Annotated in this window: 12 protein-coding genes and 1 riboswitch; of the genes, 6 read left to right on the top strand and 6 right to left on the bottom strand. The window is 68.8% G+C overall.

Translation table 11 applies throughout. The features are described 5' to 3' along the window. Nucleotides 1-62 precede the first annotated feature (62 nt). On the top strand, nt 63-407 hold the full coding sequence (locus F9C41_RS18145) for a hypothetical protein (protein WP_155388022.1): 345 nt from the start codon (nt 63-65) through the stop codon (nt 405-407). An 8-nt stretch (nt 408-415) separates the two neighbouring features. Beyond that, on the top strand, nt 416-1,153 hold the full coding sequence (locus tag F9C41_RS18140) for a DUF11 domain-containing protein (RefSeq protein ID WP_155388021.1): 738 nt from the start codon (nt 416-418) through the stop codon (nt 1,151-1,153). Nucleotides 1,154-1,167: 14 nt separating this feature from the next. Here the strand turns inward: F9C41_RS18140 and F9C41_RS18135 are convergent, their stop codons facing one another. Further along, entirely contained in the window at nt 1,168-2,142 is a 975-nt protein-coding gene (locus F9C41_RS18135) for a hypothetical protein (RefSeq protein ID WP_155388020.1), read from the bottom strand. A 105-nt stretch (nt 2,143-2,247) separates the two neighbouring features. On the opposite strand from F9C41_RS18135, the gene F9C41_RS40720 reads away from it, so the two are divergent. The 3 genes from F9C41_RS40720 to F9C41_RS18125 all read left to right on the top strand — a co-directional run bounded on the left by F9C41_RS40720 (nt 2,248) and on the right by F9C41_RS18125 (nt 3,663). Further along, entirely contained in the window at nt 2,248-2,403 is a 156-nt protein-coding gene (locus F9C41_RS40720; RefSeq protein ID WP_196279848.1) for a hypothetical protein, read from the top strand. 83 nt (nt 2,404-2,486) lie between these two features. Beyond that, nucleotides 2,487-3,020: a histidine phosphatase family protein gene (locus tag F9C41_RS18130; protein WP_155388019.1), complete on the top strand. Its 534-nt coding sequence runs from the start codon at nt 2,487-2,489 to the stop codon at nt 3,018-3,020. A gap of 91 nt (nt 3,021-3,111) precedes the next feature. Beyond that, nucleotides 3,112-3,663 carry a P-loop nucleotide/nucleoside kinase family protein gene (locus tag F9C41_RS18125; protein WP_155388271.1) on the top strand — a complete coding sequence of 184 codons (552 nt, stop codon included), beginning with the start codon at nt 3,112-3,114 and terminating at the stop codon, nt 3,661-3,663. 179 nt (nt 3,664-3,842) lie between these two features. Here F9C41_RS18125 and F9C41_RS18120 read toward each other — a convergent pair whose 3' ends face one another. After that, nucleotides 3,843-4,712, bottom strand: a complete 870-nt coding sequence (locus F9C41_RS18120; RefSeq protein WP_230689715.1) for a metallophosphoesterase family protein — start codon at nt 4,710-4,712, stop codon at nt 3,843-3,845. A gap of 24 nt (nt 4,713-4,736) precedes the next feature. Then, nucleotides 4,737-4,813: riboswitch (ZMP/ZTP riboswitch) on the bottom strand. A gap of 311 nt (nt 4,814-5,124) precedes the next feature. Between F9C41_RS18120 and F9C41_RS18115 the strand changes: the two genes are divergently transcribed. Beyond that, the gene (locus F9C41_RS18115; RefSeq protein WP_155388017.1) at nt 5,125-5,742 is read left to right on the top strand and encodes a hypothetical protein; all 618 of its coding nucleotides are present in this window, start codon (nt 5,125-5,127) and stop codon (nt 5,740-5,742) included. On the opposite strand, the gene F9C41_RS18110 is transcribed toward F9C41_RS18115, so the two are convergent. The 4 genes from F9C41_RS18110 to F9C41_RS18095 form a co-directional block, all read right to left on the bottom strand. Continuing rightward, nucleotides 5,731-6,882, bottom strand: a complete 1,152-nt coding sequence (locus F9C41_RS18110; protein WP_155388016.1) for an aromatic ring-hydroxylating oxygenase subunit alpha — start codon at nt 6,880-6,882, stop codon at nt 5,731-5,733. The genes F9C41_RS18115 and F9C41_RS18110 overlap by 12 nt on opposite strands. Then, nucleotides 6,879-8,474: a phytoene desaturase family protein gene (locus tag F9C41_RS18105; protein ID WP_230689714.1), complete on the bottom strand. Its 1,596-nt coding sequence runs from the start codon at nt 8,472-8,474 to the stop codon at nt 6,879-6,881. The genes F9C41_RS18110 and F9C41_RS18105 overlap by 4 nt, the downstream gene beginning before the upstream one ends. Nucleotides 8,475-8,711: 237 nt before the next feature. Next, nucleotides 8,712-8,972, bottom strand: a complete 261-nt coding sequence (locus tag F9C41_RS18100) for a DUF6959 family protein (protein ID WP_155388014.1) — start codon at nt 8,970-8,972, stop codon at nt 8,712-8,714. Next, nucleotides 8,962-16,011, bottom strand: coding sequence for an RHS repeat-associated core domain-containing protein (locus tag F9C41_RS18095; protein WP_407924705.1), 7,050 nt, complete (start codon nt 16,009-16,011; stop codon nt 8,962-8,964). The genes F9C41_RS18100 and F9C41_RS18095 overlap by 11 nt, the downstream gene beginning before the upstream one ends. Nucleotides 16,012-16,210 lie beyond the last annotated feature (199 nt).

Raw genomic sequence — 16,210 nt, 5'->3', positions numbered from 1 at the left:
ACCACCGACCTGACTGTCGGCCACGGCACGATAACCGGTAGCGAGATCCCCTGTCTGCCCTCATGCGCAGCTCGCCGCTCGACGACGTCCGCGACCTGGCGACCGCGCCGAGCAACCGGTCCATATTGGACCGCGCACACCTCATCGCCCGCGGGATACCCGCCGGCCGCGACGGCCACCAGCAGCAGGAACGGCAGCGCGCCCAGCGCCCGTGCGAAGCCGCCGGCCTGCCCGCCACGACACGGTGGTACGAGTCGGGTTCGTCGTCCTCGCTGCGATGCCCGGGCCGGACGGGTCGACGATGCTGGTTCACCTGCGGCGGCAGCCGCACCGGGTCGGCGGCGTCCCGTCTCCTGGCAGCCACTACGCTCTCGCAGTCGATCAACGCGGGAGGGCTGGTGTCGTGAGGCTTCGAATGTTGGGCGCACTGCTGTGCGGGCTGGTCGCCGCCGGGTGGGGGGCGGTTCCGGCGTACGCGGCCGAGTCGGCCGACATCCGGGTCTCCGACACCCGGGCGGTCGGCTCGGTCGGCCAGACCGTCAAGGTCACCATCACGGTGAGCAACCGGGGACCGGACCCGTCGTTCCATCCGACGGTGTTCGTCTACGGCGCTCCCGGGCTGGCCTTCGTCGGCTTCGCGTCGTGCCCGGGTGAGCTGAACGACGGTGGCTGCATGCTGCCCACGCTGCAGGCAGGCGCGGCGCAGTCGGCCGTCGCCAACATCAAGATCACGGGCAAGGATCCGAGCGGCTCGTACGGGGTGCGCACCTCGACGCCCGACCCGAACACCTCCAACGCCGACATCCTGCACATCTGCGTCATCGGCGGCTGGTGCACCAACGGCAAGCGCTACGACCCGCAGCCCACCCAGGTCACGAGCCCGCGCCCCAAGCCCAAGCCGAGCCGCACCGCCACCTCCCCTGCCCCGAAGCCGTCCCCGACTGCCGTGGCGTCCCCGAGTGCCGAGCCGTCGCCGAGCGCCATCGTGAGCAGCGCGGTCCCGTCTGCGGAACCGTCGGAGCCGGTCCACACCGTGCCGGTGAGCGCCGAACCGGTGAACCAGCCCTCGAACACGCCCGCGATCGCTGCGTTCGCTCTGGTACTGGCGCTGATCGTGGGCGCTTCAGCAGCGCTGTGGCGAGGGTCTCGATAGGACTCGGACGCCGCCTACCTGCGGACGAGTTCGGCCTTGATCGCCTGCCGTACCTTGGTCGTGTCCGGGTCGCCGGGCCACAGCAGCATCGGCGAGGTGGTGCGGTAGACCTTGCTGTTCTTGTAGGCGCGGCGTTCGAGTCTGAGCGCGGCGAGATCGGCCCGGATCCGCTCCTCCGGGCTCAGCTTGGATCTGCTGGCCAGGTCGAGGAACTCCCCTTCCGGATCCCCCTCGGCCGTGATCTTGATGTTGCCGACACCGGGCGCGTAGAACTTTAGCTGGCTGCCTCCGTCGGGATCCAGCGGGCTGAACTCGCGGATCTGCGTGACGTCGTCGTAGCAGACGCCGCCTGCGCAGACGTCGTCCTGGCGGGTCTTGACGACCTGCCCGCAGTCGAGGAAGTCGATGGCGGGCGCGAAGCCCTGCAGGAACGGTCCGCCCTTGCGGGGCTTGCCGGGAACGAGGACCCCGCCCCGGGCGCCGGCGGCACCGGAGATCCACGTGTTGGGGGCGCCGGTGAACACTCCGGCTTCGAACTCCTCCGGGTACTCGCCCAGGACCCAGACGTTCGCGTTCTTGTCCTGGGCGTGGAAGGCCAGTTCCGATTCGACGAGGGCGAGCGGGTCGCCCTGGAGGTCCTGGTCCCACAGCACGCGCGTCCATACGCCGTCGATGCGTTTGACCAGGTCGGTGACGGTGAGCACGACCCGGTGGGGGCCTTCTGCGGTCTGTCCGTCGAGGACGAACCGGGTTCCGGGCGGCAGGGGGTCGCGCTTGTTGTCGATCCGGGCGGAGTCCGCGAAGTGCGAGCGCTTGAACTTCGTCAAGGCGTTGCACGGGCTGGCGGCCTTCGCGGCCAGCGTGAACCGTGTGGCCCCGGTCGCCGGTGCCGCGGCGGCAGGGCAGGTCAGCGCGGGCGCGAGCAGCGCGACTGAGGCTGCCGCGAGCAGCAGCGACCGCCTCAGCCGCGGATGAGCGTCGTCTGCCATGTCGGGCCTCCCTTGCATGTGCGCGGAGGGCATGTTCATGCCCGTCCATGCACGGTACAAGGAGATTCAGCTGCTATCGGGTTGAAAACGGCACGAGTCACTTATATGGCCGATTTGCCCGAAAAACCCTGCAGGATCGCAGAACGTGCGGGCCGCCACGGCGGCAAGCTCGTCGCCGTCGCCCTCGACGAGCACACCGTCACGGTCTACGACTCCGACATCCGGTCATGGCCGTCCCTCGCCGCAGCACGACCGACCTGAACCGGACCAAGGCCGAACACCAGATCACCCCGGAGCGCGGACGGTCCTCGGCTCCATGACGACACCCGGATAGGGTCGGGTCCATGGGGATCGAGCTGGTGTTCGAGACACACTCGTGGAGCGAGGACAACGACCTTGGCCTGGCTACCGGTTGGTTGCCGGGCAGGCTGTCAGAACGCGGCCTTGGGCTTGCCGCGGAGCTGGGTGACCGCCGCCGCAACGACGGAATCACCGCGGTCTTCACCTCTGATCTCTACAGGGCGGTCGAGACCGCGAACATAGCCTTCGGCGGTACCGAGGTGCCGATCCTGCACGACTGGCGATTGCGGGAATGCGATTACGGCCGCCTCAACGGCATGCCTGCGGCAGAGTTGCACCAAGACAAGCAGGCCTACCTTGACCAGCCGTATCCGGGCGGTGAGAGCTGGCGGCAGGCCATCGCCCGCGTCAACGGATTCCTCGATGACCTGCCCTCGCGCTGGTCGGGCCAACGGGTTCTCGTCATCGGCCACGTCGCCACCGGATGGGCGCTTGACGAACGGGTCAAGGGCATTCGGTTGGATGACCAGATCGGCAGCCCGTTCGCGTGGCGTGAAGGCTGGGAATACCGGCTCTGAATTCGCCGTGTGACGTGCACGCCCGCATGCCGCCGGGTATTCATATTGGTTGCTTGGCCGAGGCGGCGGATGGCACAGTGAATTCGTGATCATGCGAACCACACTGTTCCTGACTGTCGGGCTGCCGGGTGCGGGGAAGACGACGATGGCGAAACGGCTTGCGGAGCAGCGATGCATACTTCAGCTGACGCCGGACGAGTGGATGGCTCCGCTGTTCGGGGACAGTGAGGCGGATGGTCGCCGCGACATCCTTGAGGGCCGAATGATCTGGACGGCGCATGAGGTACTCCGCAGCGGAGCGTCGGTCATCCTTGACTTCGGTTGCTGGTCAAGCGACGAGAGGTACGCGATCCGCACGATTGCCGAGTCCGTCGGCGCGGTCTTCGAGATGAGGTATGTCCAGGTCGACGAGTCGGAACGCCGGGCGCGAGCGAGTCGTCGTTGGCGGGAGCACCCAGAGTCGACGTTTCCGATGACCGACGCGGACCATGACCGGTTCTTGGCCCTGTGTCAGCCACCAACGACTGAAGAGCTTGGCTACGCAGCGATACCGGCACCGCCGTTCGGGTTTGACAGTTGGCAACACTGGGCCAGTGATCGCTGGCCGACACTGCCGCGCCTGGATGTCACGGTAGCGAATTAACCTCGAATCTGCCGGTGGTCGCTCAGCACGCAGGGACCGTCCGGAACGCTGTCAGATCAGCGTGATCAATTGGCTGCAGGCGGTGCAGCGCGGGCTCGGATTACATCCACGGCGTCTCACTCGAGCACCTGGTCAGCCGGCCGACGTTTCGTCGACGCGGGGCGTGGTGCACCGCCGCGTCACGCGTCTTCCCCTTCGGCGTCGCCACCCGACACCGCGTCGACGAGATAGACCTGCTCTCCGGCACGGGGGTCGCGGGCCTGCAACAGGTGGAACATCGGGGAGGCCGGGCCGCCGAGGTCGACCACCGTGGCTCCGGCGCCCAGGACGGCGCGTTCCCAGCGCGGCGGCGCGGTGAAGTCGATGCGGGTGACCACCCCGGGTGTCACCCACACTGGCACGCCGCGCAGCAGCCCGGAAAGCTGCAGGTGGAAGTGGCCGCACAGGATGGCGTGCACGTCAGTGCCCGCCACGACGTCGGCGAGCTCGTCGGCGTTGCGGAGGTTCACCACGCCCATGATCAGGGAGGTGGGCACGGCGATCGGCGGATGGTGCAGCACGAGCACCGAACCGGCCGCGGCGGGTTCGGCCAGGACTTCCCGCAGCCAGACCAGTTGTGCCCGGTCGAGGTGCCCGTGGACCTGGCCCGGCACGAGACTGTCCAGGGTGATGACGCGCAGCCCGGCGACGTGGCTGACGGCGGCGCGCATGCCGGACGCGTCCGGCATGGTCGTGCCCACGTCGGTGCCGTCGGCCGCTAGGTGCCCGGAGCCTAGGACGGCTGCGAACGACTCACGGGTGTCGTGATTGCCCGTGCAGTAGACGTGTGGGATGCCCCGCTCGGCGCAGAACCGGCCCACCTGTTCGCGTACGCCCGCGCAGCCTTCGGCCGAGCCGTCGTCGGCGATGTCGCCGCTCACGACGACCAGGTCCAGGTCCGTCACGTGACGCGCGTCGTGCAGCATGCGCGCCAGCGCCGCGGCGGCATCGACGTCAGGGCTGTTGAAGTGGGTGTCGGACAGGTGCAGGATGCGGTTGCGGACGGTCACGGGCGCGTCTCCTCGTCTCATGGACAAGGGCACCCAGGCGGTCGACGCCCCGACAGTCACTCCCCGGTGGTCACCCACCCGCGCCAGTCGTGTACGCCGAACCTAAACCCCGACCAGACCACCGTGCAACGGTGTTCTCCGCACCTGGGACAGCGCTCAGGCGGCCCAGCATCCCCGCAGGATCGCGATACGCCCATGCCAGCAGCGGCTCCTCACTAGCCCCGGCGGGCCGACATCGACGCCGAGTGGTCGCAGATGGTCCGCGGCAGCGTCGGCCGGCCCGTCACCTGACGACCTGGACAACGGGCGGCGGCCGGACACCGCGGCGCCTCGGCGGGTCTGTGGCGTACCTCTCGTCAGGGCGCCGCTTCGGGGCAGACAGCCGAGCCGACCTGCGCCGATAATCTCCCGCATGACTTCGTCCGACCCCGCCGTCTCCGCCGCCGTGCCCGTCAGCGCCACCCACCGACGGGTCGCATGGACGTTGTTCATCACCGCGGCGACGCTGGCCGTGGTCGGCATCGTCGGCTCCTGGAATCCGTGGCGGCTGGTCGTCGTCGACCGCTGGCTGGACCACGCGCCCATGTTCTGGGTGGCACTGCCGTTCGGCGTCTACCTGCTGCACCTGCGCTGGCGCGGACACGGCCCGCGGTGGTCGGACCACCCCCGTGACCGCAGCTGGATGCTCTGGACGTGCTTCACCTCAGTGCTGGGGGCGGCCGCCCTGGTGATGACCGTCAGCTCCGCCACGTCGGTGCCCAAGGAGCGGGTCCTGGCCGCCTCCCCCGACGGCCACCACCAGATCGTGCTCGACGAAGACAACGACCGCCTGTTCTTCCGCAGCGTCGAGGGCGCGTTGAGCAGGCAATCCCCGGTGCCTTGCGCGGTCATTCCGGTCGGCGCCGCATTCGTCGGCGCGGACACGTTCGAGGTTCAGGACGAGTTCATCCCGAACGAGCCCCGGCGGTACACCTTCGACCCGGCGACCACGCAGATCCTGAGCACCTGCACCACGGCCTCAGGCCGGTAGCCCCGGCACGGGACTCGACCGACCGAGCGCCCCTGCGGGGTCGCGATACGCCCGGGCCAGCAGCGTGACCCAGTCGTAGATCGCGGTCTCGTTCGGCGCGAGCGGTCCCGGGGTGTAGTGCGGCGAGGACAGGCCGCGCTGCACCGACTCGCACGCCGCCCAGTCCTGCCGGTTCGTGACGTCCCAGAACTCCACCGCGTACGACGGGTCGGTGACCGTGTCGTCGAACAGCCACAGGCACTCGACCAGCGTCCGGTCCGGCGCGAGTGGCGTCATCCGGTGCGCCATCACGTAGTCCGGGTGCAGCGACAGCAGCACGTTCGGGAACAGCCCCAGGTAGCGCACGGTACGCCGGTCGACGCCGTCGAGCATCACCCCCCGCGAGCGCCCGTCGAGCGACATGGTCTCGGCGTGTTCGCGCAGTTCCATCGACCCGCCGAGCCAGTGGCCGGGCTCGTGCCAGTTGTCGCCGGAGTTCGGCGGGGTGACTGCGCACAGTTCCGGGTGGATCAGCGGGCAGTGGTAGCACTCGTGGTAGTTCTCGGCGATGACCTTCCAGTTCGCGGCGACCTCGTAGCGGTGCACGGCCTTGACCGTCAGCTTTTCCGGCGCGTAGGGCGCGACCAGCCGATCCAGGGTGCCCAGGTGCTCCTCGAACGGCATCGCGGTGCCGGTCGCGTTGACGAACACCCACCCGTGCCAGTCCACCGCCGGCAGCTCCACCAGGCCGAACTGTTTGGCCGGGAAGTCGTCGGGCATCCGCGGCGCGGTCTTGAGCGCACCGTCGAGGTCGTAGGACCAGCCGTGGTACGGGCACACGATCGCCCGCCGGTCACACGTGCCGCCGTCGGGCAGCAGCTCGTGCCCGCGGTGGCGGCACACGTTCGCGAACGCGCGCACCCCCGCGTCGGAGACGGTCAGCACGACCGCGACGTCGCCGACGGTCACAGCGTGCTGGTTGCCACCGTCGGCCAGCTGGGATCGTCGGCCCAGGCACGTCCACGAACCGGCGAACAGGTGCCGCCGCTCCCAGTCGAGGACCGCCGGGTCGGTGTAGGCCTGCACGGGCAGCATCCGTGAGGTCCCGAACGGCCGCAGTGCGGCGTCGAGACCGTCGGCGGGCAGCGGCGCGGCGGTCATCGCCGACCCCGGCGGCCGGTGTCGTGCAGCACCTGCCGGACCACGTTGCGGCCCGGGATGCCGGTGACCCCGCCACCGCCATGCGTGGCGGACCCGGCCTGGTAAAGGCCTTTGATCGGGGTACGCAGATCGGCGTAACCGGCTGCGGGACGGCAGTGAAACATCTGCCCCGGCGTCAGTTCGCCGTGGAAGATGTTGCCGCCGACGAGGCCGTACTCGTGCTCCATCTCGTGCGGGCCGATGATCTGACGCCCGATGACCGAGTCGGTGAACCCGGGCGCGACCGCCTCCATCCGCGCCACGAGGCGGTCGGCGTAGGCGTCGAGTTCGGCGGTGTGCGGCTGTGCGGCCCAGGTGTGCGGCACCCACTGGGTGAACATGCTGATCACGTGCTTGCCCTCGGGCGCCAGCGTCGGGTCGAACACCGACGGGATGCACACGTCCGCAAACGGCAGCGTCGCCGCCCTGCCGGCCGCGGCCTCTTGGAACGCGGTCTCCACGTCGTCGAGGGACTCCGACAGCACGATCGTGCCCCCGTACACCGCGGGGTCGAACTCCGGGTGGCTGGCGAAGCTCGGCAGCCGGTCCACCGCGAAGTTGACCTTCACGGTGCCCGACCGGGTCTGCCACGACTCGATGTCGCCCACGAAATCGCCCGGCAGCTCGTCGCGGTCCATCAGCCGCAGGAACGAGATCTTCGGATGGGCTGTGGTGATCACCGTCGGTGCGGTGAGCTGCTCACCCGACTCCAGCGTCACGCCGGTGACCCGGCCGGCCTTGGTGTCGATGCGGGCCACGGTCGCCTCGGTGCGGATCTCCGCGCCGAACGAGCGCGCGGCCGCGGCCATCGCGGCGGTGACCCCGCCCATGCCGCCGCGCGGGAAACCCCACGCCGCGGACTGGCCGCCGGTCTGGTCCAGGTGGTGGTGCAGGGTGACGAACGCGGTGCCGGCGCTGCGTGGGCCGCCCCAGGTGCCGATGACGCCCGACACCGACAGCAGGCCCCGCATCGCGTCCGACTCGAACCGGTCCTCGACCAGGTCGGCGACGCTGGCAGTGAACAGCCGGGTCAGGTCGAACGCGGCCCGCACGTCGACCTTGCGCAGCGTCTTGAGCAGCGCCGCCTGGCCCAGTAGGTCGCCGGGGCGCTTGGAGCCGAGCTTCGGCGGGATGGCGTCCAGCAGCGGGCCGACCTTCGCGCCGAGCCCACCCAGCCACGCCTCCCAGCGCTCGTAGGCGTCGGCGTCGGCCTTGGAGAACTTGCTGATCTCTTCGTGGCGGCGCTGCGGGTCGCTCGCGAGGTGCAGGTGGCGGCCGTCGCGGCGGGGGGCGAAGTAGGGGCCTTGCTCGTACACGTGGTAGCCGTGCTCGGTCAGGCGCAGGTCTGCGACCATGTCCGGCGGGAGCAGGCTCACCACGTACGACAGGGAGGTCACCAGAAAGTCGGGGCCGAACGGGCGCTCGGAGACGGCGGCGCCGCCGACGGTGTGGCGGCGTTCCAGCACCACGACCCGGCGGCCGGCCCGGGCGAGGTACGCGGCGGCGACCAGGCCGTTGTGGCCGCCACCGATGATGATCACGTCATGCGTCACCAGATGAGTCTGACTGACTGATCACTCAGTTGGGAAGACCTGCGCCGGTCCCGGCTTGCGGGCGGATTGCCTCGGCGAACCGGCGATCGGCTGGACCTGTCTGGCACGGCGGCCGAAGCGCCGGTGGAGTCGGCCTGTGGGGCAGGTGCCGGACCGACCGGCTTCCACCGCCCTCATCTCGCGTTCGACGGCGAGAACCGGCCCAGGCCACAGCCTGAGCCGGTTCTCGATGATCACTCAGAGGTACGGCTTGGAAATCCCTCGCGCTGCGAGGACCTCCTCGTAGTACGCCATGAGTTCATTGAGCCGGTCACGAGCCTCGAGGATTCGGTCCGCGGTGAGTTCATCCACGCCCACCAGATCCTGAGCTTCGAGAGGCTTCAACAGGTCCCGGATCGTCGACATGGTGTCGCCCTGCGCGAAAATGCCGGGAAAGTTGCGGCTCGCAAATTGGATCACAGCCAGGTTGCCGCTGCGATGCAAGACCTCAACCTCCACAGCCACACATTCCCTTCGGGAAGAAAGTGATATGGGGCAGTGTGTCGTTCAGATTCTCGATGATATCGAGCCCGTTGCTTCCGTTGATGCGGGGGCCACGCGGGGCCATCCACTTGATCTTATCCTTGATCTTGCTCGTGGCATTGCTGACCACGTAATCCCAGTCCGAATCCGGCTTGAGCTTACCGGTCGTCCGGCTTCCCACTACGTGGATGACCCGGTTGATCCGGTCTGCCGTCGCCTGAATCTTCCCGATGTCGACCAGCGAGAGATTTTCCAGGCTCGCCCCATTGGCCGCCACCGGGTCACAGTTGTGGACCAGGATCGGCGACTCGTTGGCGATGACGTAGTAGGTGTGAATGCCGAAGACCGTCAGATCCCGCATCTCCTGCTGACCTACCCAGCTCTTGACCGAGACCACGCGTTGCGCGACGAGGCCGTCGACGTCCCGCAGCAGCACGCCGGGAGCCAGATCCATGGCGTCGTCCCAGCGGTTCGAGCCGACATTCCAGAACGGGTGATGCCACGTCGTGTGCAGCGTCTGGGTCTGGCCGGTCTTCTCGTTCCTGACCGTGACGTCGGTGAGGTCGGCGTCCTGGTTGATGTGCAGCCAGGTCACCTGCTTCGACGCGGTCTCGCCGGTCTCCGGGTCGGTGGCTTTGACTTCGTCACCGATCTTGACGTTCTTGATCGGCTTGGTCGAGCCGTCCGCCATCAGCACCGGCGTCTGCGGGTCGAAGCTGTGGCACGGCGGCTTGGCACCGCCACCGGCCGGCTTGGCACCACCGGGCTTGAGCAGGTTGCGCAGCCCGCCAGCACCGCCGCCCACTGCGGCAACGCTGGAGCGGACGCTGGCGACCGCCATCTGACCGGCCGCTTTCAGACCCATCCCTGCCGATAGAGCAACGCCGGCTCCGAACGCAGCAGCACCGATCACTGCCGCTCCGGCACCCAGTGCCGCACCCACCAGACCGGCGCCCAGCGCCTCGCCGAACATCTGCCAGCCGGACTCTTCGTCCGCGTCGAGGCTGTTGGTGACCAGCGAACCCACGACACCACCGACGAACCCGCCACACGCTGCCGCGCCGACCGGGCCGAGCAGCAACCCGCAACCCGCGCCCGCCACGACACCGGCCACGATGCCTGCGGCGGCGCCGACCCAGCCCGCGTTGCGGCACCAGAAGCTGGCCTCGCACTCGCGCTTCTTTCGCTCGGCCTCCTGGATCTTGCGTTGCTGCTCCGCCACGAGCGGCACCAGTGCGGCACTGGCCTGGCGCGCACGAGTCATCTGCTCGGGAGTGACACCGTCCCTGCTCGTCGTCGTACCGTCGTAATAGCAGCCACCACCGCCGCCAGGACACGGGTCCATGCCGGTCGGGTCGCTCTTGGTGACGGGGCTGTTGAACCCGTACGAGTAGGCGTTGAAATGATGCGGATCGGCCATGTCCATCACCGGGTCGGCCGTGATGAACCGTCCCAGCACCGGGTCGTACTGTCGTGCGCCGATGTTCACCAAACCGGTCGGGTCCTTGTCGCCGCCGACGAAACCCTTCCCGTTCGCCCAGGCCGGCGAAGAACTGCCCGGCCGGTTCCCGCCATAGGGATCCTGGCGACGCACCGTCACCGCCTGCGTGGCCGCGTTGATCGACACCTGCTGGGTCAGCTGGTGGTCGGAGTACAGCCACGTCAGGTCGGCTGTGGCCGAGCTGTTCTTGCGTGAAGCGCACATCGCGCCGTCGAACGTGTAGTAACGCGTTCCCGTCGTGACGGTTCCCTCACGGCGGATTTCCTGACCCGGCAGGTACAGCGTGGTGCCAGCCGAGTCACGGCGAATCAGGCGGGTTCCGTCGGCGTCGTACACGTTCGACTCGACCGTCTGCGTGCCGACCTTCACCGACGCCAGTTCACCCTCGGCATCCCAAACCAGAGTCTGGCTGTTGGCCTTGGTCGCGCAGTCGTTGGTTGCGGATCCGGTCGGACGACACACGGTGTTGCCGGCGTTGTCGTAGGCGTAGTTCGACGCGACTGCGCTCGCGCCCGGCGAGGTCGTGGTCATGGCATTGGCCACGTGCGGCCGGACCACGTTCTGACCGCCGTTCGGCACCGTGTACGTGCGGACGGTGTCACCGGCACCGGCATGACCCGTTTCGGTCAGCCTGTTGTGTGCCGCGTCGAAGGTCCAGTCCTTCCAGTACGGCTCAGGACCGCCGAGGTCGGCTACCACCGGATCCGGCTGGCAGTCCACCCCCGACTTCGGTGTCCACGCGGACTTCAGCCGGGCCAGCGCGTCGTACCGGAAGCACTGCGTGTCGGCCTGCCCGACCTGGGGCAGGTCTGCGATCGACGTGACATTGCCGGCATGGTCGTAGGTGTACCTGCGGTCGGCGACCGTGCCGGTCCCCGTCTCGGTGAGCACCTTCGACTGGGTGACCCGCCGGGTGGCCTCGTCCCGGACATTGAGCTGCTGGGCGTACACGCCACCCGGCATCTTGTAGATGGTCCCCGAGGTCTCGCCATAGGCGGTGTAACTCGCCGTGGCCATCGTCCCGGCGAAGCCCGTGAGGTCCGTGTTCAGCTTGCTCGGCAGGCCCGTGACGTCGTCGAAGTCGGTGGTCACCTTCTCCGTGACGAGGCCGCCCGCAGACGGGTAGGTCATCGACGCCGGCGCCCCGGTCGCCGCGGAGTACTCGTACGCGTAGACGTAGGTCTGGTCCAGGCCCGTTTCCACCGCCGGAATCACGTAGTTGACGCCGGTCGGCAGGTATCGGTCGTTGAATCCGCGAACCTGCCACTTGTACGCGTTGGCCGAGCCCGGCGGTTCGTAGCGGATCGACTGGGTCAGCTGGCCCTTGAACCCGCTCTGCCCCGAATACAACGTGTCGTACTTGAACTCGGTGCGCAGCGCGCCTGTCGCCGAGTCGTCGCGCACCTCCTTCTTGCGCCCGAGCGCGTCATAGCCGAACCACAGCACCTCGCCGTTGGCATCGGTCGTGGACACCAGCTCGCCGGCTACGCCGAACGTGCTGCTGTTGACTCCCTTGTCAGGATCGGTGCTACGCCACAACCGGCCCAGGATGTCGTACTCGGACTTCCACTCGTTGCCCGCAGGGTCGATGGTCTTGACGAGCTGCCCCTTGGCGTTGAACTCGTATCGGGTCTCCTGGTAGGCACCGCCGACTCCGGCCGGTGTGGTGTGCTGGCGGACGGCGACCGTCCGTCCCTCGACGTCGGTGACCGTCGTGGTCGGGATCCCGCCGTTCGGTGGTGTGACCTGCGCGAGGTCACCCTCGTACGAAGTCACGGTGCGCCACTTCTCGACCAGGTTCACCACACCGTCACCCGCCAGCAGCACACTGGCGGTCGGGCGCGTCGCACGGTCGTACTCGGTCTTGGTGACCGTCGGCACCGACCACTCCGGCTCCCACCACAGCGTTCCCGACGGCGCACCAGGCTCGGCGTGCGCGGCGTACGACGTGGTGGAGGCACCGAGCTCGTCATAGATCGTGTCGCTGACGAGGCGGGCGCCGCTGCCGTCCAGTGCCGTCGACTGCGACTGACGTTCTCGCAGCAGTCCGTCGAAGATCTGGAACGAGACGATCTGGTTGCCGTCGGCGTTGAGCGTCTTGGACGTCACGTACGGGTAGGCGTCACGGTTGGGTGCGAACGAGTAGGCGAACTCCGCCCCCGGCTGGGTCGGGTGATCCGTCTTGGACCAGCCCAGCTGCCACACCTTCGTGGTGCGGCCCAGCGCGTCGTACTCGATCTCGGCGGTGACCCGGTTGTTCTGGTCGGTCGCCTTGACCGTCGAGCCCCAGTACGGGTTCGACTCGGCGCTGCTGGTCCAGCTCGTCGGCGCCGGCCCGGTGCTGGTCACCTTCGTGATCGGCCCGCCGACCGCGGGGGTGTAGTCCGTGGTGGTGACGTTGCCCTTGATGTCGGTCGAGGTCTTGGGCCGGCCCGCGAAGTCGTAGGTGCTCTGCGACGTCACCTGGAAGACCGTGCCGGTGCCCGACACCCAGTCCTGCAGCTGCTCGACCTTGGTCACCGCGCCGTACTTCGGGACGCTGCCGGTGGTGTTCCCACCGTCGTAGTACAGCCGCTGATCGGAGACCATCTGGTCGGCAGTGGTCACCGGCGTGGCGCAGGGCAGCGCCTTGACCGTGGTCTTCTTGATGGTCCCGACGATGTTCTTGTCGGTATTGCGGTTGTAGGTGTAGGTGGTGCACTTCTCGTCGCCGCTGACGGCGATGTCGCCGTCGTCCTGTGCCCAGTTCACCATGCCGTAGGTGTGGTCCAGGTCCCGGGTGCCGCTGGAGGTGCGCCAGCCGCGGGCCCCGTTGACGCCCAGCGCCGTCGACGAGTAGGTCGTCGTGGTGTTCACGTAACGGGCCTCGGCCACGTCGCCGTTGATGGTCCGCGACGCCGTCGGGTCCGAGCGCCACGGCACGTTGACCGTCCGGTTGACCGGCTTGTCCAGCGTGCCGTTATACACGACCTGCTCACGCACCTGGCCCGCGAACTGGTCCTCGTCGTTGACGTTCGGGCCGACCGCCGCGGTCGACACCACGGTACGGGTGCCACCGGACGGCGCCAGCCGGTCGCCGTGCATGCCCCGCAGGAACTTGGTCACCGCGAGGGTCTGCGTCGCCGGGTCGCTGCCCAGCCGCGTGCGGACCTCGCCATAGCCGCGCCACTGCGCCCACGTCTTACGGTCGGGCTTGCTCAGCCCGTCGTCGTCGGCGTAGTGCCACGCCGGGTCGCCGACGTACTCGTACCACGTGTGCTTGGGCACCGACTGGTGACCGTCGACGAGCTGGATGTCGTTCTCGACGACGTGGTCGACGCGGTACTTGTGCCACCACTCGGGGATGAGCGAGTCACCGCTCGGGTCGTCGGGGTCGGGCACCAGCGTCGGGTAGCAGCGCCGGTTGTTGTTGTGCGGCTGCAGCGTGGCCACGATCGCCGCGGTGCACTCCGGCAGCGAGTAATCGACCTTGATCCGGGCACCGGACTCGGTGACGACGCTGTTGACACGCAGCCAGTTGTCGGTCGAGGTGTGGTCGGTGAGCACCCGGTTGGGCAGCGACACCGCCTCGAACGTGACCGGCGGCATCGCCACCGGCGTGCCCACCAGCCCACTGTGGTCGATCTTGTCGAGCCACAGGCCGGTGTGGGTGGAGTCCGCGGTCGGGGTGAACGTGTGGGTCAGCGTCCAGGACTCCACGTCCTGCCACTTCGCCGGGGTGACCGTCGTGTCCCAGACCTTCGTCAGCACCGACTTGAGGCGCTTGGTGGTCCAGAACGTCGGGGAGTACTGCGTGGTGCAGGTCGACCCCTTGCACTCCTGGTCCCAGGGCGTGTCCTTCCAGGAGGCCTTGACCGGGGCCGACTCGGTGCCGCAGTTGCTGAAGCACCGCATGTCGGTCTCGAAGACCACCTGGGCGTACGGCGTGACGCTGCGCTCGGTCACCCCGTGCACGGCCAGCGTGCGGTCGTAGGTGCCGTAGTCGATGCGCTTGAGGTAACCGGCCCGGTCGTAGGTCACCGGATCCGACGGGGTGTTGTTGCGGGCGTACTTGTTGGTCTCCTTGCCGTACCAGTACGACATCGTGTTGCCGCGCACGTCCACGACGTAGTCGAGGTTCCACCGCCACGCCTGCACACAGTCCGACCCGGCGTAGGTCGACTTGCGGCACGGCTCACCGGTGTGGTTGCCGTACACCGGCACGGTCAGCACCGAGTTCGTGGCCGTCGACTGCCCGGGCAGGTCGTCCAGACCGAAGAAGTACTGCGTGCCGTCGGTCGTGGTGACCTTCCAGTACTCGCCGACGTCGCCGTAGGCCGGATCGCCCGCGTCGCCGTTGGACGCGCCGGTCAGCTTCTCGATCTTCGAGCCGTCCTCGCCGCGCACATGCCAGCCCTTGCCGGTCTGGAAGATCAGCTCACCGCCGCGGCCGTTGAGCGACATCGTGGCGTTCTCCGAACGCCAGCACTGGTCACCGGTCGACACGGAGTTATTCGGGCTGTTCTTCTTGTCCTCGGCGCAGGGCACGTAGCGGCGCTCGATGTAGCCGGCGCCGTACTCGAAACCCTCGCCGATCCAGGACGGCTGGTTGTTCGTGACATCCGAGCGGCCGTCGACCGCCGAGGAGGAGTACGACAGCGCCACGCTCGGGGCGGGGCTGCCGCCCGGCGGCATACGCAGCGGGTAGTTCCAGGTGAACTCACCCGACGAACTGCCCGACGACCACGTCGACGACGGGGCCAGGCCGGTCGCGCCGTAGTCGCCGTCGCCGGACGCACCGGCGGCCAGGGCCACCATCATCCCTGCACCGGCGCTCATCGGAACATCGCCGGCCAGCTGGCCCCTGGTCACCCCGGAACCGGAAGTCGGCGCGACCGAGGCGGTCACCTCGGCGGTGGCCACACCGGCGGCGACGTCGTTGTCGGTGCGCAACTGCACCGGCCGGCACGCCGGGCTCTGCGGCGTGGTCAGCGCGCAGTCCGGCACCTGCCACAGCCGCAGCCGCGACGCCCAGTCACCGCCGGCGGCGTACCGGAACGCGCTGTAGTCGACCGACACGCTCGCCGCGCCCGACGCGGCGCCCGCGGCGGCCTTGACGCGCAGCACCATGCCGTCGCGCAGCGCCTCGGGCAGCCCCGCGCGGTCCACAACCTGCACCTCGACGCCGGTCAGCCGCTCGCCGGACTTGTCCTTGCCGCGCCGCACCCAGACCGGCAGGTCACCGGCTTTCACGCCGCGGTCGTCGGCGGCCGTGCGGGCACCGGCGGCGGGCAGGTCCACCCGCCCCTTGCCGGGCGTGGGCCACACCGGCTTGGGCAGGGCGGTGTCCTTGACCCGCTGCTGGGTCCAGGCCTTGCCGGTGACCGGCCCGCCGTCCTTGTCGAGCTTGACCGCCTGCGGCGCCTGCGGCGGCGCCGACGGCTTCGCGTACGCCGGTGCGGCGGTCAGCAGAGAGACCGTCAAAGCCGTGGCGATCACCGCGACGGGTGACCACCGGCTTTCCTCCGAACCCACGATCAAACGGCGCGCACGCCGCATACTGCCTGTCCATGTATGCACGGACAGCTCCTCCCCGTGTGGAGTGTCAGTTGATACGTGCACCGGCACGCGGCTGCGTCGACGCGGCCGGCAAAGCGGCGGTGCCGGGGACCCGTGGTCCCCGGCACCCCCGGGGGCGGTGAGGGGGGGGGGCACGGCCGGTCGTGGGCGGGGC

Origin of the sequence: Catellatospora paridis (assembly GCF_009720365.1) — a bacterium.
Taxonomy (GTDB): domain Bacteria; phylum Actinomycetota; class Actinomycetes; order Mycobacteriales; family Micromonosporaceae; genus Catellatospora; species Catellatospora paridis.
Note: the sequence above shows the minus strand (reverse complement) of the source record. Positions and strands in the feature narration are given on the sequence as shown.

Excerpts from the sequence above, each read along its gene's own strand:
- F9C41_RS18145 (WP_155388022.1), top strand. The coding sequence starts at position 63 with ATGCGCAGCTCGCCGCTCGACGACGTCCGCGACCTGGCGACCGCGCCG.
- F9C41_RS18140 (WP_155388021.1), top strand. The coding sequence starts at position 416 with ATGTTGGGCGCACTGCTGTGCGGGCTGGTCGCCGCCGGGTGGGGGGCG.
- F9C41_RS18135 (WP_155388020.1), bottom strand. The coding sequence starts at position 2,142 with ATGGCAGACGACGCTCATCCGCGGCTGAGGCGGTCGCTGCTGCTCGCG.
- F9C41_RS40720 (WP_196279848.1), top strand. The coding sequence starts at position 2,248 with ATGGCCGATTTGCCCGAAAAACCCTGCAGGATCGCAGAACGTGCGGGC.
- F9C41_RS18130 (WP_155388019.1), top strand. The coding sequence starts at position 2,487 with ATGGGGATCGAGCTGGTGTTCGAGACACACTCGTGGAGCGAGGACAAC.
- F9C41_RS18125 (WP_155388271.1), top strand. The coding sequence starts at position 3,112 with ATGCGAACCACACTGTTCCTGACTGTCGGGCTGCCGGGTGCGGGGAAG.
- F9C41_RS18115 (WP_155388017.1), top strand. The coding sequence starts at position 5,125 with ATGACTTCGTCCGACCCCGCCGTCTCCGCCGCCGTGCCCGTCAGCGCC.
- F9C41_RS18110 (WP_155388016.1), bottom strand. The coding sequence starts at position 6,882 with ATGACCGCCGCGCCGCTGCCCGCCGACGGTCTCGACGCCGCACTGCGG.